This window comes from Bradyrhizobium sp. CIR18, assembly GCF_014198295.1.
Lineage (GTDB): Bacteria > Pseudomonadota > Alphaproteobacteria > Rhizobiales > Xanthobacteraceae > Bradyrhizobium.
Map to the genome: position 1 here is coordinate 175,039 of NZ_JACIHF010000003.1, position 21,817 is coordinate 196,855.

General features: G+C 65.2%; 22 protein-coding genes and 1 other RNA gene. 14 read left to right on the forward strand and 9 right to left on the reverse strand.

Annotated features, from left to right (window positions below; genetic code table 11):
• Positions 1–10: 10 nt before the first annotated feature.
• On the reverse strand, positions 11–1,510 hold the full coding sequence (locus GGD65_RS13790; RefSeq protein WP_092251795.1) for a HAMP domain-containing sensor histidine kinase: 1,500 nt from the start codon (positions 1,508–1,510) through the stop codon (positions 11–13).
• A 364-nt stretch (positions 1,511–1,874) separates the two neighbouring features.
• On the opposite strand from GGD65_RS13790, the gene rpmH reads away from it, so the two are divergent.
• The 11 genes from rpmH (at position 1,875) to dapE (ending at position 11,656) form a co-directional block, all read left to right on the forward strand.
• Complete coding sequence (gene rpmH, locus GGD65_RS13795; protein ID WP_008542748.1) at positions 1,875–2,009, forward strand: 50S ribosomal protein L34; 135 nt, start codon at positions 1,875–1,877, stop codon at positions 2,007–2,009.
• A 28-nt stretch (positions 2,010–2,037) separates the two neighbouring features.
• The gene (gene rnpA, locus GGD65_RS13800; RefSeq protein ID WP_183235614.1) at positions 2,038–2,451 is read left to right on the forward strand and encodes a ribonuclease P protein component; all 414 of its coding nucleotides are present in this window, start codon (positions 2,038–2,040) and stop codon (positions 2,449–2,451) included.
• A gap of 16 nt (positions 2,452–2,467) precedes the next feature.
• Complete coding sequence (gene yidC, locus GGD65_RS13805) at positions 2,468–4,321, forward strand: membrane protein insertase YidC (protein ID WP_018321164.1); 1,854 nt, start codon at positions 2,468–2,470, stop codon at positions 4,319–4,321.
• A 132-nt stretch (positions 4,322–4,453) separates the two neighbouring features.
• Positions 4,454–5,107, forward strand: coding sequence for a ribosome biogenesis GTP-binding protein YihA/YsxC (gene yihA / locus GGD65_RS13810; protein ID WP_183235615.1), 654 nt, complete (start codon positions 4,454–4,456; stop codon positions 5,105–5,107).
• A complete protein-coding gene (locus GGD65_RS13815; protein ID WP_177236889.1) occupies positions 5,107–5,472 on the forward strand; it encodes a DUF423 domain-containing protein in 366 nt (121 codons plus the stop codon). Before yihA ends, GGD65_RS13815 begins: the two co-directional genes overlap by 1 nt.
• A 252-nt stretch (positions 5,473–5,724) precedes the next feature.
• Positions 5,725–6,612, forward strand: a complete 888-nt coding sequence (gene argB, locus GGD65_RS13820; RefSeq protein WP_018320775.1) for an acetylglutamate kinase — start codon at positions 5,725–5,727, stop codon at positions 6,610–6,612.
• Positions 6,613–6,767: 155 nt separating this feature from the next.
• Positions 6,768–7,754 carry a DUF1036 domain-containing protein gene (locus GGD65_RS13825; RefSeq protein ID WP_183235848.1) on the forward strand — a complete coding sequence of 329 codons (987 nt, stop codon included), beginning with the start codon at positions 6,768–6,770 and terminating at the stop codon, positions 7,752–7,754.
• A 188-nt stretch (positions 7,755–7,942) separates the two neighbouring features.
• Positions 7,943–8,635, forward strand: coding sequence for a pyrimidine 5'-nucleotidase (locus GGD65_RS13830; RefSeq protein WP_092251787.1), 693 nt, complete (start codon positions 7,943–7,945; stop codon positions 8,633–8,635).
• A gap of 128 nt (positions 8,636–8,763) precedes the next feature.
• On the forward strand, positions 8,764–9,609 hold the full coding sequence (gene dapD, locus GGD65_RS13835) for a 2,3,4,5-tetrahydropyridine-2,6-dicarboxylate N-succinyltransferase (RefSeq protein ID WP_183235616.1): 846 nt from the start codon (positions 8,764–8,766) through the stop codon (positions 9,607–9,609).
• 128 nt (positions 9,610–9,737) lie between these two features.
• Entirely contained in the window at positions 9,738–10,493 is a 756-nt protein-coding gene (locus tag GGD65_RS13840) for a DUF805 domain-containing protein (protein ID WP_312017704.1), read from the forward strand.
• Entirely contained in the window at positions 10,490–11,656 is a 1,167-nt protein-coding gene (gene dapE / locus GGD65_RS13845; protein WP_183235617.1) for a succinyl-diaminopimelate desuccinylase, read from the forward strand. The genes GGD65_RS13840 and dapE overlap by 4 nt, the downstream gene beginning before the upstream one ends.
• Before the next feature lie 176 nt (positions 11,657–11,832).
• Here dapE and truA read toward each other — a convergent pair whose 3' ends face one another.
• The 3 genes from truA to def all read right to left on the reverse strand — a co-directional run bounded on the left by truA (position 11,833) and on the right by def (position 14,239).
• The gene (gene truA, locus GGD65_RS13850; protein ID WP_092251780.1) at positions 11,833–12,570 is read right to left on the reverse strand and encodes a tRNA pseudouridine(38-40) synthase TruA; all 738 of its coding nucleotides are present in this window, start codon (positions 12,568–12,570) and stop codon (positions 11,833–11,835) included.
• 6 nt (positions 12,571–12,576) lie between these two features.
• Positions 12,577–13,512, reverse strand: coding sequence for a methionyl-tRNA formyltransferase (gene fmt / locus GGD65_RS13855; protein ID WP_183235618.1), 936 nt, complete (start codon positions 13,510–13,512; stop codon positions 12,577–12,579).
• A gap of 202 nt (positions 13,513–13,714) precedes the next feature.
• Positions 13,715–14,239 carry a peptide deformylase gene (gene def, locus GGD65_RS13860; protein ID WP_092251777.1) on the reverse strand — a complete coding sequence of 175 codons (525 nt, stop codon included), beginning with the start codon at positions 14,237–14,239 and terminating at the stop codon, positions 13,715–13,717.
• A 170-nt stretch (positions 14,240–14,409) separates the two neighbouring features.
• On the opposite strand from def, the gene GGD65_RS13865 reads away from it, so the two are divergent.
• Complete coding sequence (locus GGD65_RS13865; protein ID WP_183235619.1) at positions 14,410–15,606, forward strand: DNA recombination protein RmuC; 1,197 nt, start codon at positions 14,410–14,412, stop codon at positions 15,604–15,606.
• A gap of 200 nt (positions 15,607–15,806) precedes the next feature.
• Positions 15,807–17,171, forward strand: a complete 1,365-nt coding sequence (locus GGD65_RS13870; protein ID WP_018320786.1) for an AmpG family muropeptide MFS transporter — start codon at positions 15,807–15,809, stop codon at positions 17,169–17,171.
• A gap of 135 nt (positions 17,172–17,306) precedes the next feature.
• On the opposite strand, the gene GGD65_RS13875 is transcribed toward GGD65_RS13870, so the two are convergent.
• The 5 genes from GGD65_RS13875 to ffs form a co-directional block, all read right to left on the reverse strand.
• Complete coding sequence (locus GGD65_RS13875) at positions 17,307–17,744, reverse strand: hypothetical protein (RefSeq protein WP_018320787.1); 438 nt, start codon at positions 17,742–17,744, stop codon at positions 17,307–17,309.
• Positions 17,745–17,771: 27 nt separating this feature from the next.
• A complete protein-coding gene (recR, locus tag GGD65_RS13880) occupies positions 17,772–18,374 on the reverse strand; it encodes a recombination mediator RecR (protein WP_018320788.1) in 603 nt (200 codons plus the stop codon).
• 1 nt (position 18,375) lies between these two features.
• Complete coding sequence (locus GGD65_RS13885) at positions 18,376–18,696, reverse strand: YbaB/EbfC family nucleoid-associated protein (protein ID WP_018320789.1); 321 nt, start codon at positions 18,694–18,696, stop codon at positions 18,376–18,378.
• Positions 18,697–18,724: 28 nt separating this feature from the next.
• Positions 18,725–20,539, reverse strand: coding sequence for a DNA polymerase III subunit gamma/tau (locus GGD65_RS13890; RefSeq protein WP_018320790.1), 1,815 nt, complete (start codon positions 20,537–20,539; stop codon positions 18,725–18,727).
• Between the two features lie 95 nt (positions 20,540–20,634).
• An RNA gene (gene ffs / locus GGD65_RS13895) (signal recognition particle sRNA small type) lies at positions 20,635–20,731 on the reverse strand.
• Between the two features lie 182 nt (positions 20,732–20,913).
• On the opposite strand from ffs, the gene GGD65_RS13900 reads away from it, so the two are divergent.
• The gene (locus GGD65_RS13900; RefSeq protein WP_018320791.1) at positions 20,914–21,759 is read left to right on the forward strand and encodes a transporter substrate-binding domain-containing protein; all 846 of its coding nucleotides are present in this window, start codon (positions 20,914–20,916) and stop codon (positions 21,757–21,759) included.
• Positions 21,760–21,817 lie beyond the last annotated feature (58 nt).

Consider the following 21,817-nt stretch of genomic DNA (forward strand, 5'->3'; position numbering starts at 1 on the left):
CTCTGGCCGACTAGGCCCTCTGCCGCTCGTTGCGGATGGAGAGGAGCTCGACGGGGCGGTCGGGAATGACGATGCGGAAAGTGGCGCCGATGGTGCCTTCGACCAGGTGGATATCGCCGCCATGGGCGCGGACCAGCTCGGCGGCGATGGCGAGGCCAAGGCCGCTGCCGCCGGGGCGGCCGGAGGTCTGGAACGCCTCGAACAGGTGCTCCCGGGTCTTCGGGGGGACACCGGGGCCGGTATCGGAAACCTCGAGAATTGCGACCGCGCCCTCGCGTTTTCCCGTGATCCGGATCTGCTGCACCCCGCCCTCGCCGGAGGCGTGACTTTCCAGCGCCTGGGCGGCGTTGCGGACGAGGTTGAGCAGCACCCGGAACAGCTGATCGGGATCGGCATCGACCGCAAGCCCGCGATCGATCGCGGCGACCCAGGCGATCGAGGCGTCGGAGGCGAGGCCCGCGGTCTCGCGCACCTCCAGCACGACAGGCTCGATCAGGATCATGCGCCGGTCCGGTGCGGCCTCCTGGGCGCGGCCGTAGGACAGCGTCGACTGGCAGAAGGCGATGGCGCGCTCAAGCGAGCGCACCAGCTTTGGCGCAAAGCGCTGCACCCGCGGATCCGGCACGCTGGCGAGCTGGTCCGACAGCAGCTGGGCCGAGGCCAGAAGATTGCGCAGATCGTGGTTGATCTTGGACACGGCGAGGCCAAGGGCGGCGAGCCGGCTCTTCTGATGCAGCATCGACATCAAATCGCGCTGCATGTCCGACAATTCGCGCTCGGCGACTCCGATCTCGTCGCTGCGCTGGCTCGGCACGATGATCCCCGCTGAGCTTTCGGGGTTCTCGTGGAAGCCGACCAGGCTCGCGGTCAGCCGCCGCATCGGGCGCACGAAGAGATAATGAAGCGCGAGATAGACGAGGCCCGCGGTCAGCGCGGCGATGATCAGCGCGACCACCACGACGTTGCGGGAGAACCGGTACATCTGCTGCCGCAGCGGCAGCTCGTCGGTGACGATCTCGATGAACTGGGCATTGCCGACGCCGGGCCCGACGATGCGGATGGCCTGATTGCCGGTCTCCAGCATCATCCGGAACGAGCCGGTGATCGCCTCCCATGCCGTCATGTCGCGCAGGTCGATGTCATGCTCGATGGCGGCCGGAATGTTGTCGCTGGCGAGCAGCCGGCGCTGCTGGCCCATCTTGATGGCGACGGCGCGGGCATTGATGCTCTTCAGGATCTGCCGCGACAGCGAATCAGGAACCATGCCGAGCGGAGCCGCATCGAGCACCAGCGCCGCGGTGTTGGCGGCGGCGACGCGGTCGTTCAGCCGATTGACCCAGAAGTTGGCGATGGCGGGCACATAGAGCAGGCTGGCCGCGATCATCACCAGGGGAACGGTGAGCAACAACAGCTTGCCTGACAGCCCGAGGCCGCGCGTCCCACGGGGGCGCATCGCCGGCTGGTCCGGCTGATCCTGATCCTGGATCGGCTGGAGGTCTGTCGCTGCCACGAAAGTCGCCCTCGCTGCCTTTGGCCGGTAAAGGATTGGCGGTATGAAGATGCGACCCGACCCCGGTCCGGTCAAATTACGGATCGCTAATCTGCCAAGGTGGGATGTAAGCGCTGATATCGCGAGTCGCCACCTCAAGGGTTAAAAACCCCGCACAAACAGCGATATTCACCGGAATCGTGCGCTTGTGCGGCGTTGACGAAAAGAAGGCACTCCCTTATAAGCCGCGCAAATTGTCCGCGATGACCCGGTGCGACACCGGGAGCGGCTCTCTTGGGGCCGGAAACGGCTCGTTTTGGGCCGCATCTTCCGGACTTTACCTTCAATTCTACAGGCAAATTGCCCGGTCAGCGGAGAAAAACCCGTGAAGCGGACTTATCAACCCAGCAAACTGGTGCGCAAGCGCCGTCACGGCTTCCGTGCTCGTCTCGCCACTGCCGGCGGCCGCAAGGTTCTCGCCGCCCGCCGCGCCCGCGGCCGCAAGCGTCTGAGCGCCTGAGCCGGACCCCCTTTTCCGGGATTTCATCATGGATCGGCTGAGGCAGCGGGCGGATTTCCTCGCCGTTGCCAATGGCGCGCGGGTGAACAGTCCCGCGTTCGTCCTGCAAAGCCGCCCCCGCGATGACGGCGGCCCGATCCGGATTGGCTTCACCGTTACCAAAAAGAACGGCAACGCCCCCGCGCGCAATCGTATCCGGCGCCGGCTTCGCGAACTGGTGAAGCGGCTCGATCCGGTGTCGATGCAGCCCCATCATGATTATGTCCTGGTCGGACGAAGCGGCGCGCTCTCGCGCGACTTCGCCACCATGCTCGACGATCTGCGCATGGCGTTCACGAAGCCGGCGCGGCATACGGCCAAGGGACCTGCGAAGGGACGCAGCCCGAGGACTGACCGTACCGGGCCCAGCCCCGCTCCTGCTGCCAGCCGCAAACCGGATTGATGACGAGACCCCAGAGATGACCGACAATCGCAATACCATCCTCGCCGTCATTCTGTCGGGCCTCGTCCTGATCGCCTGGCAATATTTCTACAATGTTCCGCAGATGGAGAAGCAGCGCGCCCAGCAGCAGACGCAGGCCGAGCTCCAGAAGACCACGCCGCAGCCGTCGGCCTCCGCGACGCCGGGCGCGGCGCCGCAGCAGCCGGGCAACGCCGCTCAGCCGGCAACGCCGGGCGCGAACCAGCAGGCCCAGCCCGTGGTGGCGCGCGAGGCCGCCATTGCAGCCAGCCCGCGCGTGAAGATCGACACGCCGCGGATTGCCGGCAGCATCGCGCTGAAGGGCGGCCGCATCGACGACATCGCGCTGGTGCAATTCCGCGAAACGGTCGATCCGAAATCGCCGCCGATCATCCTCTATTCGCCCTCGGGCACCGCGGAGCCCTATTACGCCGAATTCGGCTGGGTGGCGGCAACGGGCGTGACGGCGAAGATGCCTGATGCCCAGACCGTCTGGCAGCAGGACGGCAGCGGCAGCCTGACGCCGACGACGCCGGTGGTGCTGAAATGGGAGAATGGCGATGGCCTCACCTTCCGCCGCACCATCGCAGTCGACGACCATTATCTCTTCACCATCAAGGACGAGGTGAGCAATGTCGGCAATGCGCCGGTTACGCTCTATCCGTTCGCGCTGATCTCGCGCCACGGTGCGCCGCAGGTCTCCGGCTACTACATCCTGCATGAAGGCCTGATCGGCTATCTCGGCGACCAGGGCCTGCAGGAATATGCCTACAAGAAGATCGACGAAAGCAAGAAGGTGGACTTCAAGGTCACCAACGGCTGGCTCGGCATCACTGACAAGTACTGGGCCTCGGCGCTGCTGCCCGATACCAATGCCCAGTTGCAGGCGCGCTTCTCGTCGAACCCATCCGGCAACGTCCACACCTACCAGACCGACTACCTGCTCGACCCCGTCACCGTCGCGATCGGCGGCACTGCGACCGCGAACGCGCGGCTGTTCGCCGGCGCCAAGGAAGCCGGCGTGGTCGGCGTATTCCCGTTCGCCGGCCTCGGCGGCTACAACAAGGAGCTGGGGCTGAACCATTTCGATCTCTTGATCGACTGGGGCTGGTTCTACTTCATCACCAAGCCGATGTTCCTCGGCCTCGACTTCTTCTACCGCTTCTTCGGCAATTTCGGCATCTCGATCCTGCTCGTGACCGTGATCGTGAAGCTGCTGTTCTTCCCGCTGGCGAACAAGTCCTACGCCTCGATGGCGAAGATGAAGTCGGTTCAACCGCAGCTTCAGGCGCTCAAGGAGCGCTACCCCGACGACAAGGTGAAGCAGCAGCAGGAGATGATGGAGATCTACCGCAAGGAGAAGATCAATCCGGTCGCCGGCTGTCTTCCCGTGCTGATCCAGATCCCCGTGTTCTTCTCGCTCTACAAGGTGCTGTTCGTCACCATCGAGATGCGGCACGCGCCGTTCTACGGCTGGATCAAGGACCTCTCGGCGCCGGATCCGACCAACCTCTTCAACCTGTTCGGGCTGATCCCGTTCGATCCGACCACGATCCCGGTGTTCGGCCATTACCTCGCGCTCGGCATCTGGCCGATCATCATGGGCATCACGATGTGGTTCCAGATGAAGCTGAACCCGACGCCGCCGGATCCGACGCAGCAGATCATCTTCAACTGGATGCCGCTGATCTTCACCTTCATGCTGGCGGGCTTCCCCGCGGGCCTCGTGATCTACTGGGCCTGGAACAACCTGCTCTCGGTGATCCAGCAGAGCTACATCATGCGCCGCAACGGGGTGAAGGTGGAGCTTTTCGACAATCTCAAGGCGACGTTCGCGAAGAAGGCGACGTAAGTCTCACACTCTGTCATTCCGGGATGGTGCGAAGCACCAGACCCGGAATCTCGAGATTCTCAAGTGCGCAATAGCGCACCAGAGCTCGATGCTTCGCATCGCCCCGGAATGACAGGAAGCAAAGAGCTTCGCATGACCGACGACAAAGATGCGAAGCTGATCGAGGCCGGGCGGAAGCTGTTCGCACGCGACTGGCAGTTCATCTGGGCCTCGCCCTCGATCCAGACGCTGCCGCCGATGGCGGGGCTGGAAGTCGCCTTTGCCGGGCGCTCCAATGTCGGCAAGTCGAGCCTGATCAACGCGCTGACGGGGCGCAACGCGCTGGCGCGCACCTCGCATACGCCGGGACGCACCCAGGAGCTGATCTTCTTCGAGGTGCCCGGCAAGACCGACCTGCGCCTGGTCGACATGCCCGGCTACGGCTATGCCAAAGCGCCCAAGAGCCAGGTCGCGTCCTGGACCGAGCTGATCCACAAATTCCTGCTGGGACGCGCCTCGCTTGCGCGCGTCTACGTGCTGATCGACGCGCGGCATGGCCTCAAGGAGGTCGACCTCGAGGTCCTCAAGACGCTCGACCGCTCGGCGGTCAGCTACCAGATCGTGCTGACCAAGGCCGACCAGGTGAAGGCCTCCGAGCTGCAATCGCGCATCGCCGAGAGCGAGGCGGCGCTGGCCAAGCATCCGGCCGCCTTCCCGAACGTGCTCGCGACCTCGTCACGCAGCTCGACCGGCATGGAGAGCTTGCGCGCCGCGATGGCCAAGCTGCTGGAAGAGCGGGCCTCGTGATGGTGGCGCAGCGCCTGCTGATCGGGCTTGCCGGCTTGATGGGCGCCGCCGGCGTCGCGCTGGCCGCCGCCTCGGCGCATGGCGGCGATGCGAGCCGGCTGGCCTCGGCCAGCGCGATGCTGCTGTTTCATGCAACTGCCATACTTGCAGCTGTCGCCTTGCTCGCGCGCGGCCTTCTGCACGGCGGAATTGGCCTGATCGGCGCATTCGGCTTCGTGATCGGCGCCATGCTGTTCGCGGGCGACCTCACCTTGCGGCAATTTGCCGGACACTCACTGTTTCCGATGGCGGCGCCGACGGGCGGGACGGTGATGATTTTGGGCTGGCTGGCGGTGAGTGCGGCGGCGGTGGCGGCGAGGAAGTGATACGCCTTCTTACCCTCCCCTGGAGGGGGAGGGTCGCCAGGCATGCAGCGAAGCGAAATGCGTAGCGGGGTGGGGTGACAGTCTCTCCATAGAAGTAGTGCCCGTGTGGAGAGATCACCCCACCCCGCTCGCGCTACGCGCGATCGACCCTCCCCCTCCAGGGGAGGGTAAGAACGAACACCACACTTTGCGCCACGCCCGCCAATCGGATAGAACGCAGGCCGCTCCAGTCCCGCCAGCGAGATCCGCGACATGACCGACATCTCCCCGCTCGACCAGGCCCGCATCCTGTCGGAAGCGCTGCCGCATATGCAGCAGTATGACGAGGAAACCATCGTCATCAAATATGGCGGCCATGCCATGGGCGACGAGGAGACCGCGAAGAATTTTGCCCGCGACATCGTGCTGCTGGAGCAGACCGCGATCAATCCGGTGGTGGTGCATGGCGGCGGGCCGCAGATCGCGACCATGCTCAAGCGTCTCGGCATCGTCTCGGAATTCGCCGCCGGCCTGCGCATCACCGATGCGGCGACCATCGAGATCGTCGAGATGGTGCTCGCCGGCTCCGTCAACAAGCAGATCGTCGGCTACATCAACGAGGCCGGCGGCAAGGCCGTGGGGCTGTCCGGCAAGGACGGCAACATGGTGAAGGCGTCGAAGACGACGCGCACCATCATCGATCCGGGCTCGAACATCGAGAAGGCAATCGATCTCGGCTTCGTCGGCGACCCCGAGAAGGTCGACCTCACGCTGCTCAACCAGCTGATCGGCTACGAGCTGATCCCGGTGCTGGCGCCGCTCGCAACCTCGAAGGAAGGCCAGACGCTGAACATCAATGCCGACACTTTTGCCGGTGCGGTTGCCGGCGCGCTGAAGGCCAAGCGGCTGTTGCTGCTCACCGACGTGCCCGGCGTGCTCGACAAGTCGAAGAAGCTGATCCCGCAATTGTCGGTGAAGGATGCCCGCAAGCTGATCGCCGACGGCACCATTTCCGGCGGCATGATCCCGAAGGTCGAGACCTGCATCTATGCGCTCGAGCAGGGCGTCGAGGGCGTCGTCATCATCGACGGCAAGATGCAGCACGCCGTGCTGCTCGAGCTCTTCACCAACCAGGGCACGGGAACACTGATCCACAAGTGAGAGACGAGCGGACAAAGAAAACCGTCATGGCCGGGCTTGTCCCGGCCATCCACGATCTTTCGATCCGCGCCAAGAACGTGGATGGCCGGGACAAGCCCGGCCATGACGAGCGGAGAGAGCGGAGAAATCGCCGCTCGCCCCTGACCCGCTTCCTGATGGCGTTGCCGGCGGCGGCCGTCTCGTTCCTGTTCTCCTCGGTGCCGGCCTTCGCCGATCTGAAGATCTGCAACCGCATGTCCTACGTCGTCGAGGCCGCGATCGGCATCGACGACAAGGCGGCGACCGCGACGCGCGGCTGGTTCAGGGTCGATCCCGCCGCCTGCCGCGTGGTCGTGCAGGGCACGCTGACCGCCGACCGCATCCTGCTCAATGCCCGCGCGCTCGGTGTCTATGGCGCCTCCCCGATCCCGCAGAACGGCAGCGACATGCTCTGTGTCGCGCAGGACAATTTCGTCATTGCTGCGGCCCGGCAATGCCGCACTGGCCAGATCCAGGCCGCGTTTACGCAAGTCACCCCGACGCAAAGCGCGGACGGCAACCTCATTGCCTATCTCGCCGAGGATTCCGAATATGACGACGAGCAGGCCCGCCTCGCCGGCATCCAGCGGCTGTTGGTCATTGCGGGCTACGACGCCGCGCCGATCGACGGCGTCGACGGGCCGAAGACGCAGGCAGCCCTGGCCGCGTTCCTGAAGAGCCGCGGATTGTCCTCGGACATCGTGGGCTCGCAAAACTTCTTCAAGACCATGGTCGATGCGGTGCAGACGCCGTCCGCGACCGGCCTCACCTGGTGCAACGATACGCCGCACAAGGTGATGGCGGCGATCGCGACCGACGACGGCAAGTCCGTGACCAGTCGCGGCTGGTATCGCATCGATCCCAAGACGTGCCTGCATCCTGACGTGTCCGGCCAGCCGAAGCAGATCTTCAGCTTCGCGGAGGCCGTCGACGCCGACAACCGCGCCGTCAAGCTGAAGGACCGGCCGCTGAACTGGGGCGGCGACAGGCAGCTCTGCACACGCGAGACCAAGTTCGAGACCGTTGAGCAGACCGATTGCGGCGCGCGCGGTTTCGGGGCGACGGGATTTGGCGCGGTGGACATGTCGAGCGGCGGCAAGACGCTCCGCTTTGCGGTGCCGTGATGGTGTTGCTGTGATGGTCGCGGCGCCACAAACTCCGCTGTCGTCCCTGCGAATGCAGGGACCCATAACCACAGGGAGTGGTTGTGGCGCGAAGCTGGTCACCCCGAATCTTCGCCAAACCACTCCCTGTGGTGATGGGTCCCGGATCGCGCTTCGCTTGTCCGGGACGACGAGCTGAGAAAGTTGATATGAACCAACCCCGCACCTTTGCCCATGTCGACACCTGGGTATTCGACCTCGACAACACGCTGTATCCGCATCACGTCAATCTGTGGCAGCAGGTCGATGTGCGGATCACCGAGTTCGTGTCGAGCTGGCTGCAGGTGACGCCGACGGAAGCGCGAAAACTGCAGAAGGATTATTACCTGCGTTTCGGCACCACGATGCGCGGCATGATGACCCTGCATGGCGTGTCCGCCGACGACTATCTCGCCTACGTCCACAAGATCGACCATTCGCCACTGGAGCCGAACCCTGCGCTCGGCGAGGCCATCGCAAAATTAACGGGGCGCAAGCTGATCCTGACCAATGGCTCGGTCGACCATGTCGATGCGGTGCTGGCGCGTCTCGGCCTGGCAACGCATTTCGACGGCGTGTTCGACATCATCGCCGCCCAGTTCGAGCCGAAGCCGGCGGCGCAGACCTATCAGAAATTCCTCGCCGACCACGCGGTCGATCCGACCCGCGCCGCCATGTTCGAGGACCTCGCCCGCAACCTCACCGTCCCGCACCAGCTCGGCATGACCACCGTGCTGGTGGTGCCGGACGGAACGAAGGAGGTGGTGCGGGAGGATTGGGAACTGGAAGGCCGGGATGCCGCCCATGTCGACCACGTCACGGATGATCTGACGGGGTTTTTGGCGGGGTTGTCGCCCAAATAACCGCTGTCGTCCCGGGCTCGCTTCGCGCCCCGGGACGAAGGCGGAGTATGCCTTGACTCTCCCCCGCCAAATCCCGAAAAAGCGCTCCAATTCACACGAAACCACGCCTTCCCCCAGAGGAAATCCCGATGTCTCTTGCAGCCCTCGAATCCACCATCAACAGTGCCTTCGACGCGCGTGACGGCATCTCGACGTCGACCAAGGGTGAGGTGCGCGAAGCCGTGGACCAGGCGCTGGAGACCCTGGACAGGGGTGAGGCACGCGTTGCCGAGCGCGGGGCCGACGGCAAGTGGAAGGTCAATCAATGGCTGAAGAAGGCGGTGCTGCTGTCGTTCCGCCTCAACGACATGGACGTCATTCCCGGCGGCCCCGGCCAGGCGAGCTGGTGGGACAAGGTGCCCTCGAAGTTCGAAGGTTGGGGCCCGAACCGCTTTCGCGACGCCGGTTTTCGCGCGGTGCCTGGCGCCGTCGTCCGCCGCTCGGCCTTCATCGCCAAGAACGTCGTGCTGATGCCGTCCTTCGTCAATCTCGGCGCCTATGTCGATGAGAGCACCATGGTCGACACCTGGGCCACGGTCGGCTCCTGCGCCCAGATCGGCAAGCGCGTGCACATCTCCGGCGGCGCCGGCATCGGCGGCGTGCTCGAGCCGCTCCAGGCCGAGCCCGTGATCATCGAGGACGATTGCTTCATCGGCGCGCGCTCCGAGGTCGCCGAGGGCGTGATCGTGCGCAAGGGCGCGGTGCTGGCGATGGGCGTGTTCCTGGGCGCCTCGACCAAGATCGTCGACCGCGAGACCGGCGAGGTCTTCATCGGCGAAGTGCCCGAATATTCGGTGGTGGTGCCCGGCGCGCTGCCCGGCAAGCCGATGAAGAACGGCCAGATCGGCCCGAGCACCGCCTGCGCCGTCATCGTCAAGCGCGTCGACGAGCGCACGCGCTCCAAGACCAGCATCAACGAGCTGCTGCGGGATTGAGCTAGAGCGACGATCCCAGACCCATCCCCGTCACCCTGAGGTGGCCGCTCCTTCAGCGGCCCTCGAAGGGCGACGGCCCGGCTGGCGGCGACATCGCGGGCCGTTCATCCTTCGAGGCTCCCGGCGCGATGCTTTGCATCGCGCCACTCGCACCTCAGGATGACGGGTTCGAACCCCCTCTCCCTCCATCGCGACCAATCCTCGGGCGGCTCCTCCCGCCCGGAGCCGTTCGCATGGACTGGACCTGGTATCTGTTCCGCTTCGACGGTCGCATCAACCGCGCCCTGCTGTGGCAGGCGCTGCTGATCGTCGCGCTGCTGGCGGGCTTGCTCGGCGTGATCGGTCAGGTGATCCACCTCCTCAATGCCGACGGATCGTTGAAGCTATCCATCAAGCTCGATTTCGACTTCGGCCTCGACGACCTCTTCAAGCTGGTCGATCCCCGGACCTATCGGTCGCTGGCCTCCTTTGACCGCACGAATCTGATCCTGAAGTCGTCCGGCCTTTCGCTGTTCTCATGGATTTTCCTGGCGACGGCCATCAAGCGGCTGCACGATCGCGACAGGAGCGGCTGGTGGATCGTTCTGTTCTTCTTCGTGCCCGGGCTGTTCAGCCAGTTCTCGGACCTGCTGCCCGACGCCAGTTGGGTGCTTCCCTTCAGCCTCGCCGCGTCCGCTCTGTGGCTGTGGGGAATCATCGAGCTGTTCATCGTGCCCGGCACTGCGGGCCACAACCGCTTCGGCCCCGATCCGCTCGCCGACTTCGACGATGGCTCCGCATCCGCCGTTCCCCCTGCGAAAAGCTGGGACCAGAGCCGCGAGATCGAAATTGTCCCGCCCCGCGCTAGCCCACCCGGCGGCATGCATGTTAAGCGGGGCGCATGACCGATGCTCTGTCCATTGCCCGCGATCTGATCCGCTGCCCCTCGGTAACCCCTGAAGATGCCGGTGCGCTCGGGGTGCTCGAAAAAGCCCTCACCGCCGCCGGCTTCACTTGCCACCGCGTGACCTTCAGCGAGGAAGGCACTGCCGACGTCGACAATCTCTATGCGCGGATCGGCACTGAAGGCCCGCACATCACCTTTGCCGGCCACACCGACGTGGTACCAGCAGGTGACGAGAGCGCCTGGAGCGTCGGTGCGTTCTCCGGTGAGGTAAGGGACGGCGTCCTGCACGGCCGCGGCGCGGTCGACATGAAGGGCGGCATCGCCTGCTCGGTCGCCGCGGTGCTGGAGCATCTCGCCGCCAATGGCGGCCAGCCGCGCAGCGACGGAAAGGGCTCGATCTCGTTCCTGATTACGGGCGACGAGGAAGACGTCTCCATCAACGGCACCATCAAGCTGTTGAAATGGACGGCCGAGCGCGGCGAAAAATTCGACCATTGCGTGCTGGGCGAGCCCTCCAATGTCGAGACGCTCGGCGACACCATCAAGGTCGGCCGCCGCGGCTCGCAATCCGGCACGCTGTATGTGGATGGCGTGCAGGGCCATGTCGCCTATCCGCACCGCGCCTCCAATCCGGTGCCTGACATCGCAAGGCTGATCGTGGCGATCTCCGACGAGCCGCTCGACCATGGCAGCGCACAATTCCAGGCCTCCAATCTCGAGTTCACCTCGGTCGACGTCGGCAACAAAGCCAACAACGTGATCCCCGGCGAGGCCCGCGCCAAGTTCAATATCCGCTACAACGACAACCACACCCAGGCCTCCTTGCGCGAGCTGGTCGAGACGCGGCTGACAAAAGCCTGCGGCAACCGCATCAGGGCCCGCATCGTCTGGGAGCCCTCGAACTCCAACGTGTTCGTCACCAAGCCCGGCCCGTTCACCGATCTCGCGGTCTCTGCGATCGAGGAGGTGACGGGGCGGAAGCCCGAGCTGTCGACGTCAGGCGGCACGTCGGACGCGCGCTTCATCTCGAGCTATTGCCCGGTGATCGAATTCGGGCTGGTCGGCCAGACCATGCATCAGGTCGACGAGCGGGTGCCGGTTAAGGATCTGGAAAAATTGACGCAGGTCTATCGCGGGATTTTGACGCGGTATTTTGCTTAATACTCCGCTGTCATCGCCCGGCCAGTGCGCAATTGCGCACTAGGACCGGGCGATCCAGTATTCCAGAGACGATAGTGATCGAACCGAAAGGCCGCGGCGTACTGGATGCCCCGGTCAAGCCGGGGCATGACAGCGAGGGTGTGGAGAGAGCGCGCAGTCTCTGCGCTCTCACACCTCTAATAATCCACCTTCATCAGATACAGCCCATCCGGCGGGGCGACGATGCCGCAGGCGGCGCGGTTGCGCGCCTCCAGCGCTGCGGAGAGATCGTCGGCGGTCCAGCGGCCCTCGCCGACCCAGACCAGCGAGCCCACCATCGAGCGCACCTGGCTGTGCAGGAACGAGCGCGCCGAGGTGACAATGGTGATGTCGCGGCCGTCACGCAGCACGTCGAGCTGGTCGAGCGTCTTCTCCGGCGACTTGGCCTGGCACTCGGTGTCGCGGAACGTGGTGAAATCGTGCTTGCCGAGCAGGCGCTGTGCCGCCGCATGCATCGCATCGGCATCGAGCCGGCGCGGCACGCGCCAGGCGTGGCCGATGTCGAGCGCGAGATTGGCGCGGGTGTTGACGATGCGGTAGCGGTAGTGGCGCTTCACCGCCGAGAAGCGCGCTTCGAAGGTGTCAGGCACGATCTCCGCCTCCAGCACCGCGATCGGATGCGGGCGCAGATGCGCGTTGAGCCCGTCGCGAAACCGGCCCGGCGGAAACTGCTTGTCGATGTCGACATGCGCGACCTGGCCACGCGCGTGCACGCCGGCATCGGTGCGGCCGGCGCCGTGCACCCGCAAATCCGCGCCGGTCATCGCCTTCACGGCCGCCTCCAGCGCACCCTGCACCGAGGGCAGCGTGTCCTGCACCTGCCAGCCGAAGAACGGCGCGCCGTCATATTCGATGGTGAGCTTGTAGCGGGGCATCGCTGATTAGTTGAACCTCGCTCCCGCCTTCAACGGCACGCCGCGCAGGAAGTCCGCGGCCTGCATCCGGCCCTTGCCCTCGCGCTGGAGCTCGATGATGCGGATGGCGCCCTCGCCGCAGGCGATGGTGAGCTTGTCATCGAGCACTTCGCCCGGAGCGCCCTCCCCCTTTGCCAATTCACACCGCAAGATCTTGACGCGCGCATTCTCGCTGACGCCGGCAAGCTCGGCCCATGCGCCGGGGAATGGCGACAGGCCGTGGATGTGGCGCAGCACCGCGCGCGCCGGCCCCGTCCAGTCGATTCGCGCCTCGGCCTTGTCGATCTTGGCGGCGTAGGTGACGCCGTCCTCGCTCTGCTTCTTGAGCTGGAGCCCATCGCGGGCGAGTGCGGCCATCGCGCGCACCATGAGATCGGCGCCGAGGCGGGAGAGACGATCGTGTAAATCGAGTGCAGTCATATTGTCGGTGATCGCGAGGCGCTCGGCCATGGCGACATCGCCGGTATCGAGGCCGACATCCATCCTCATCACCATCACGCCGCTCTCGGCATCATCAGCCATGATCGCACGGTTGATCGGCGCTGCGCCGCGCCAGCGCGGCAGCAGCGAGGCGTGCAGATTGTAGCAGCCGAGTTTTGGCGCATCGAGGATCGCCTGCGGCAGGATCATGCCGTAGGCGACGACCACGGCGGCATCGGCATCGAACGTGCTGAACTCGTCGAGCGCTTCCTGGGTCTTCAGCGTCTTCGGCGTCAGCACGGGAATGCCGAGCTTTCGCGCAGCTTCTTCGACCGGGGTTGGCTGCAATTGCAGGCCGCGCCGCCCGCCGGGCTTCGGCGCGCGGGTGTAGACGGCGACGATCTCGTGGCCGTGCGCGACCAGCTCGAGCAGCGTCGGCACGGAGAAATCGGGCGTGCCCATGAAGATCAGGCGGAGGGGCATGACAAGGACTCGATGCGTTCCCTCCCCCCTTGTGGGGGAGGGCTAGGGAGAGGGGTGCCACACGACGCGCTCTTTCGGGACAAGCGTTCGCGGCACGCACTCGATTCAGATGACGGATAGACTTCCGCCTGGGCTACCCCTCTCCCCCGCCCTCCCCCACAAGGGGGGAGGGAGCGCAGGGGAATGCGGGCAGCACCAAAACTCACTCCGCGCGCTTGGCGGCTTTCTCGAACTTCTTCATGACGCGGTCGCGCTTGAGCTTCGACAGATAGTCGACGAACAGGACGCCGTTGAGGTGGTCGATCTCGTGCTGGATGCAGGTGGCATAGAGGCCTTCTGCGTCCTCCTCGTGCACCTTGCCGTCGAGATCGGTGAAGCGGACGCGCACCTTCGCAGGGCGCTCGACCTCCTCGTAGTATTCGGGGATCGAGAGGCAGCCTTCCTCGTAGACCGAGAGTTCCTCCGACGAGGCGATGATCTCGGGGTTGATGAAGACGCGCGGAAGCGGCGTGGTCTCGCCGTTCTCGTCGCGCTTGGCGAGGTCCATGGTGATCAGCCGCAACGGCTGCGCGATCTGGATCGCGGCGAGGCCAATGCCGGGCGCGTCGTACATGGTCTCGAACATGTCGTCGGCAAGCTTGCGGATCTCCGAGGTGACTTTCTCGATCGGCTTGGAGACCAGACGCAGCTGCCTGTCGGGCAGGATGATGATTTCTCTGAGGGCCATGGCCGCGATTTAAGCCCCGCGCCGGGTGCGGTCAATGCGGCCGGGAACCCCGTTAACTCTCCGCTAACCATAAAACTTCGCTTTTCATTAACCATGAAAATTAGGGGACCATTAACTGTCAACGTTCCCTCTTCGTTCGCGGGAGCCAGCGAATCGGCTAGAAGGGCGGCATGAATGAGATCATTTTCATGCTGGGCGACTGGCCGGTGCGCACGATCGATGCGCTGATCGGCTTCGGCGCGCTCGTCCTCATCCTCCTGGTGGTCATCGCCGTCGTGATCGCCCGCTCGGGCCGGCGCGGCGCGGAACTCGCGATGGCGCATGCGATCCGGGCCGACGAGCTCGAGGAGCGCCTCAGCGAGGTGCTGCGCGCCCAGAGCGAATCCTCAGGGCGGGTCGACGCCATGACCCAGGCGCTGGCGGGACGCCAGGCCGAGATGGCGCGCGCGGTCAACGAGCGGCTGGATTCGGTGACCCATCGCGTCGGCCAGTCGATGGAACATTCGACCCGCAACACCATGGAGAGCCTGCGCGCACTGCACGAGCGGCTCGGCATCATCGACAGCGCCCACAAGAACCTCACCGATCTCACCACCCAGGTGACGACCCTGCGCGACGTGCTCGCCAACAAGCAGTCGCGCGGCGCCTTCGGCCAGGCGCGGATGGAGGCGATCGTCCAGGACGGTCTGCCGAAGGGCGCCTACGAGTTCCAGTTCACGCTCTCGACGGGAAAGCGGCCGGACTGCGTCGTGTTCCTGCCCGACCAGCGCCCGCTCTGCATCGACGCGAAATTTCCGCTGGAGGCGATGACGGCGCTGCACGACGCCCGCACCGACGAGGAGCGGCGCGTCGCCACGCAGCGGCTGCGCGGCGACGTGATGAAGCATGTCAGCGACATCGCGGAAAAATATCTCGTCACCGGCGAGACCCAGGAGATGGCGCTGATGTTCGTGCCGTCGGAATCGGTCTACGCCGAGATCCACGACGGTTTCGACGACGTGATCCAGAAGGCCTATCGCGCCCGCGTGGTGCTGGTGTCGCCCTCGCTCTTGATGCTCGCGATCCAGGTGATGCAGCAGATCATGAAGGACGCGCGCATGCGCGATGCCGCCGACCAGATTCAGACTGAAGTGATCAAGCTCGGCGACGATCTGGGACGCCTCAGGGATCGCGTGGTCAAATTGCAGAAACACTTTTCCGATGCGAACGAGGACGTCCGCCAGATCCTGATCTCCGCCGACAAGATCGAGAAGCGTGCCGGAAGGATTGAGGAGCTCGATTTCAGCAAGAGCGATGCGGAAGGGCCGCGGCTGGTGGCGACGGGCGCGGGTGAGCTGTTCGCGCGGAAGCTCCAGGCGGGGGAGTGACATCTTCACCTCTCCCCGCTTGCAGGGCGAGGTCGGATCGCCTCGGCGATGCAAAGCATCGTCCGGTGCGATCTGGGTGAGGGGGTACGGGTCCCTCCGCGACTTCATCCGCGGAGAGAGGCCCCTCACCCCGCCCTCTCCCCGTAAGAACGGGGAGAGGGATACGAGGCATCACGGCCAGAATCTGCTAACACCGTCCCATGACCGCTCCCGACGCGACCTCCCCCGCCGCGACCTCCGCTCCCGCCGCCTCCTGGCGCGATAGCCTTGCCGTTTACCTGCAGCCGCGGGTGCTGATCGTGCTGTTTCTCGGCTTCTCTTCCGGCCTGCCGCTGGCGTTGTCGGGCTCGACGCTGCTGGTGTGGATGCGCGAGGCCGGGGTCGATCTGAAGACGATCGGGCTGTTCGCGCTGGTCGGCACGCCCTACACGCTGAAATTCTTGTGGGCCCCGCTGGTGGATGCGCTGCACGTGCCGCTGTTCACCCGGGCGTTCGGGCGGCGGCGCGGCTGGCTGGTGTTTTCGCAACTACTGCTGATCGTCGCGATCCTGCTGCTGGCGATGACCGACCCGGCCAGCTCGCCGTTCTACGTCGCGCTGGGCGCGCTGCTGGTGGCGACGACGTCGTCGACGCAGGACATCGTGGTCGACGCCTTCCGCGTCGAGAGCTTGCCGGAGAGCGAGCAGGCCGCCGGCATGGCGGCTTACGTTGCGGCCTACCGCATCGGCATGCTGGTCTCGACCGCGGGCGCGCTGTTCATCGTCTCGGGCTTCGAAGGCACCGGCATAGCCCGCACCTCGGCGTGGATGTGGGGCTACGTGGTGATGGCCGCGATGGTGCTGATCGGCACGATCACCGCGCTGGCGGCGACCGAGCCGGCGCAATCCGCACAGGCGGAAGCTGCGACACAAACCGAGACCGCATTTGCGCGTGTGTTGAGCGCGGCGATTGGCGCGTTCTCCGAATTCCTGTCGCGCAAGGACGCACTCGCCGCGCTCGCCTTCGTCGTGCTGTTCAAGTTCACCGATGCCTTCTCGGGCACGATGACGGCGCCGTTCGTGATCGACCTCGGCTTCACCCGCAACGATTATGCCGCGATCGTGAAGGGCGTCGGCCTCGCCGCCACCCTGATCGGCGGGTTTGCCGGCGGTTTCGTCGCGCGGCGTTATTCGCTCGCGACCAGCCTCTGGATCGGCGGCGTGGTGCAGGCGCTGGCCAATTTGTCCTTTGCCTGGCTCGCAATGGTCGGCACCAATCAATGGGCGCTGGCACTCGCGATCTGCGCCGAGAACTTCACCAGCGCGATCGGCACCGTGATCTTCGTGGCCTACCTGTCGGCGCTCTGCCAGAACCCGCTGCACACGGCGACGCAATATGCGCTGCTGACCGCGCTCGCGGCGGTGGGGCGGACCTATCTGTCGTCGAGTGCGGGCTATGTCGCGGAGACGACGGGCTGGCCGCTGTTCTTCGTGATCTGCGTGCTGGTGGCGATTCCGAGCCTGCTGCTGCTCGCTTGGTTGCAGAAGCGCGGGCATTTTGAGGCGCTGGGGCCAGTCAGGGTGTGATGGTCTCGTAGTTTGAAGGTCTCGTAGGGTGGGCAAAGGCGCGACGCGCCGTGCCCACCATCGCGCCAGGAATTCCAGAGAGGTGGTGGGCACGCTTCGCTTTGCCCACCCTACGGCATGTCGCCTCGCCGCCCCCTACTGCTTCTTGATCAGGCTCCACTTCGTGATCACGGCTTCGCTCATCTGGCCGGGATCGCTGGCGCAGGCGACTTCGTCGACCTTGACCGAGATTTCCTTGCCGACGAACGTCTTCAGCTGCGCCGCTTGCGCATCGCCGCTCGGAACGAGCTGGAAGGTCTCGGGCCCGGTCTCGAGATTGCACAACCCATTCGGCGGCGGCAGGCGGCGCGGCTCGGACGTGATCTGGTAGGTCGCAACCCGCTTGCCGGCATTCTTGACGTCGCGCACTTTCAAGGCGTTCAACTCGCCGGACAACACCTCGCCGGCGTTGATCGGCTTGCCCGGCTTGGACGGCGGCGGCGCCCCGTCGTCCTGCTGCGCGGAGATGGCCGGGCTCGCCAGCAGCATCATCGTCGCGACCAAAGCCAAGCGTGTGGCGAAAAGTTTCGTCATGTCGTCCGTTCCGTAAAGTCTGGATGGCTAGAACAGGGTACGCTGCCGCATCGCGGCCGATAGCGTACCTTCATCGAGATAATCAAGCTCGCCACCGACAGGCACACCATGGGCCAGCCGGGTTACTTTTACGTTGGCGTCCTGAAGCAGGTCGGTGATGTAGTGCGCCGTGGTCTGGCCGTCTACCGTCGCATTCAGCGCCAGGATGATTTCATGCACCCGAGAATCATGTGCGCGCGCGACCAGCGCGTCGATGGTCAGATCCTGCGGGCCGACGCCGTCGAGCGGCGACAATGTCGCGCCCAGCACATGATAGCGACCCTGGGTCGCATTGGCGCGCTCCAGCGCCCAGAGATCGGCGACGTCGGCGACGACGACGATGATGGCGTCATCGCGCTTCGGATCGGTGCAGACAGTGCAGGGATTTTGCGTATCGATGTTGCCGCAGGTCTTGCAGACCTGGACCTTGTCGAGCGCGACCTGCATGGCCGAGGCCAGCGGCATCATCAGCGCTTCGCGCTTCTTGATCAGATGCAGCGCCGCGCGCCGCGCCGAGCGCGGACCGAGGCCCGGCAGCCGCGCGAGAAGCTGCACCAGCCGCTCGATTTCAGGACCCGCAACCGCGCCCATCTTACTGGCCGAACAACCCCGGCGGCAGGCCGAGCCCGCCGGTCAGCGACTGCATCTTCTCCTGCATCGCAGTCTCCGCCTTGCGGCGGGCATCACTGAGCGCGGTGACGAGCAGATCTTCGAGCACTTCGCGCTCTTCCGGCTTCATCAGCGAGGGGTCGATCTTGATGCCCTTGACGTCCATCTTCGCGGTCATGCGCACGGCGACGAGGCCGCCGCCGGAGATGCCCTCGACTTCCACGTTGCCCAGCTGCTCCTGCATCTCCTGCATCTTGGATTGCAGCTGCGCCGCCTGCTTCATCATGCCGAGAAAATCAGCCATCGGTGCTCGTCCTTGGAAAAAGATGGGCTCAGAGATCGTCGCCGTCGGAACCGTCGGGCGGATCGTCACTGCCATAGTCAGCGTTTATATTGGCTTCCGGCGTCTCGGGGGCAAGCCTGCGGACCTCGACAACCTTGGCGCCAGGGAAACGCGACAGCACCTCCCGCACGCGCGGATCGGCCTCCGCGGTACGGGCATGCTCCTGCTTCGCCGCCTGGTTCACCGAGCGCAGCGTCGGCTGGCCCTGCTCGTTGGAGACAATCACTGTCCAGCGGCGGCCGGTCCACAGCTCGAATTTCCTCGCGAGCTCGGAGATCATGGTCTTGGAGGCGTTCGGCTCGAGCGCGACCTCCAGCCGGCCCTCCTCGAAACGGACGAGGCGCATGTCGCCTTCGAGCGCGCTCTTGGTCATGATGTCGCGCTTCTGCCCGGCCAGCGCGACGAGCTGGGTGAAACTCGTGATGCGCAACGCCGGCGCCGCGCCTTGCGGATCCGGCGCAGGTGCGGCCATCTGCGGCCGCGCACCACCACCGCCAAATGAAGGCGACGAGGTCGGCATGCGAACAGGCGCTGCGGAGGCCGTCGGCGCGGCCGGTACGCTGCGTGCAGCGCCGCCGCCGCTCGCGACCGGCGAGCCGCCGCCGTTCTGCTCCAGCATCCTGATCGCTTCGTCCGGCGTCGGCAGGTCGGCGACATAGGCGATGCGCACCAACACCATCTCGGCGGCCGCAGCCGGGCGCGTTGCGGCCTGCACCTCGGTGATGCCCTTGAGCAGCATCTGCCACATCCGCGACAGCACGCGCATCGAGATTTTCGAGGCGAACTCCTTGGCGCGAACCCGCTCGGTCTCGCCATAGGCGACGTTGTCGGCAATCGCCGGAATGACCTTCACGCGGGTGACGAAATTGACGAATTCGGCAAGGTCCGAGAGCACGACGATGGGATCGGCGCCGACGTCGTACTGGTCGCGGAACTCCTTGAAGGCGGCGGCGATATCGCCGCGCGCCAGCGAATCGAAGAGGTCGATGACGCGGGTGCGGTCGGCGAGCCCCAGCATCTGCCTGACCGCGTCGGCCTTCACCGTGCCTGCCGCATGGGCAATGGCTTGATCGAGCAGCGACAGCGAATCACGCACCGAGCCTTCGGCGGCGCGCGCGATGATGCCGAGCGCCTCCGGCTCGATCTCGACGCTTTCCTTCGCGGCGATATTGGCGAGGTGCTTCATCAGCACGTCGGCCTCGACGCGGCGCAGGTCGAAACGCTGGCAGCGCGACAGCACGGTGACGGGAACCTTGCGGATCTCGGTCGTCGCGAACACGAATTTGGCGTGCTCCGGCGGTTCCTCCAGCGTCTTCAGGAAGGCGTTGAACGCCGCCGTCGACAGCATGTGGACTTCGTCGATGATGTAGACCTTGTAGCGCGCGCTGGCCGGCGCGTAGCGCACGCTGTCATTGATCTGGCGGACGTCGTCAACGCCTGTGTGCGAGGCCGCGTCCATTTCCAGCACGTCCATGTGCCGGCTTTCCATGATCGCCTGGCAATGCACGCCCAGGGTCGGCATGTGGATGGTCGGGCCCTTCACCGAACCATCCGGCATCTCGTAGTTGAGTGCACGTGCCAGGATGCGCGCAGTGGTGGTCTTGCCGACGCCGCGGACGCCGGTGAGGATCCAGGCCTGCGGAATTCGCCCGGTCTCGAACGCATTGGAGACGGTGCGGACCACCGCTTCCTGGCCGATCAGATCGTCGAAACTGGAGGGACGGTATTTGCGCGCCAGCACCCGGTAGGGCGCGTTGCCCGGGCCGGCGCTGTCGGGGTTGGGAGGGGCGCCAGCGTCGGTCATCGGTCGATCCGCAATGAAATGTCTCTTGGCCGGCTTTTGCGGAAAGGAGCGCGCTGGCGGCTGGTGCCGCCGGCGCTGATTCGCTCGAAAAACAGGTAGGAGACTGACGAGCGACCCGATCCGGACCTCGTTAGGGCTGCTTCCTTCCGGACCTGACCCGGTTGGCGAGTGGCTCGTCCACCGCCAATCTCCCGGTCCCTATTTGGGGCCAAAAGGGTCGGAAAGCAAGCGGCGATCGCCCTTGATCGACGGTGCCTGCCCAGCATCCGGGCAATTCCCGATCTGCCCAGCCGATAGGCTGTGCTTTCACTGAAAGTGCGACCTTGGTATGAACCTGCCGGAACCTGTCTCAACCAGAAAAGCGATTGATCCCAATGGTTACACGTCGTGATGTTGCATCGATTGTCGGACTTGGCGCGATGACCGCGGCCGTGCTGGCTTCGCCCGCTGTGGCCCAGACCGCCGATCCGAACGAATCGACCTTCGCCCGGATCCGCCGGACCAAGAAGATGCGGATCGGCGCGGTCGGCGGCGGCGCTCCCTATTACATGAAGGATCTCTCCAGCGGTCAGTGGAAGGGCTTCTACATCGACATCGCCAAGGGGCTCGCCGACGATATGGAGGCCGAGCTCGAGATCACCGAGACCACCTGGGGCAATTCGGTGCTCGATCTGCAGGCCAACAAGATCGACATCTTCTTCGGCCTCAACCCGACCCCGAAGCGCGCGCTGGTGGTCGACTTCTCGGTGCCGGTGTTCAACAACGCCTTCGCCATCCTCTGCAAGAAGGACTTCAAGCCGAAGAGCTGGGCCGAGCTGAACTCACCCGACATCAAGATCGCGGTCGACCAGGGCTCCTCGCACGATCAGGTCGTCAGCCGCCTGACACCGAAGGCGCAGATCACGCGGCTGAAGACCGCGGACGACGCCACCGCCGCGCTGCAGACCGGCCGCGTCGACGCGCAGTGCCTGATCACCATGCTGTCGTTGACCGTGCTGAAGAAGAACCCCTCGCTCGGCCAGCTCGTGCTGCCGACGCCGATCTTCGCCACGACGTCGAATGCCGGCTTCCGCCGCGAGACCGACAAGACCTGGCGCGACTACGTCAACACCTGGATCGACTTCAACAAGGGCCTCGGCTTCATCCGCAACGCGATCATCACCAACATGGAGCTGGTGGGCGTGACCGAAGCGGACATTCCGCCGGGCGTTTCGCTGTAACAACCGGTAAGGTTAGGCTGGCTATCTCCGCGCACTCCGCTCTGTCCCCTCTCCCGCT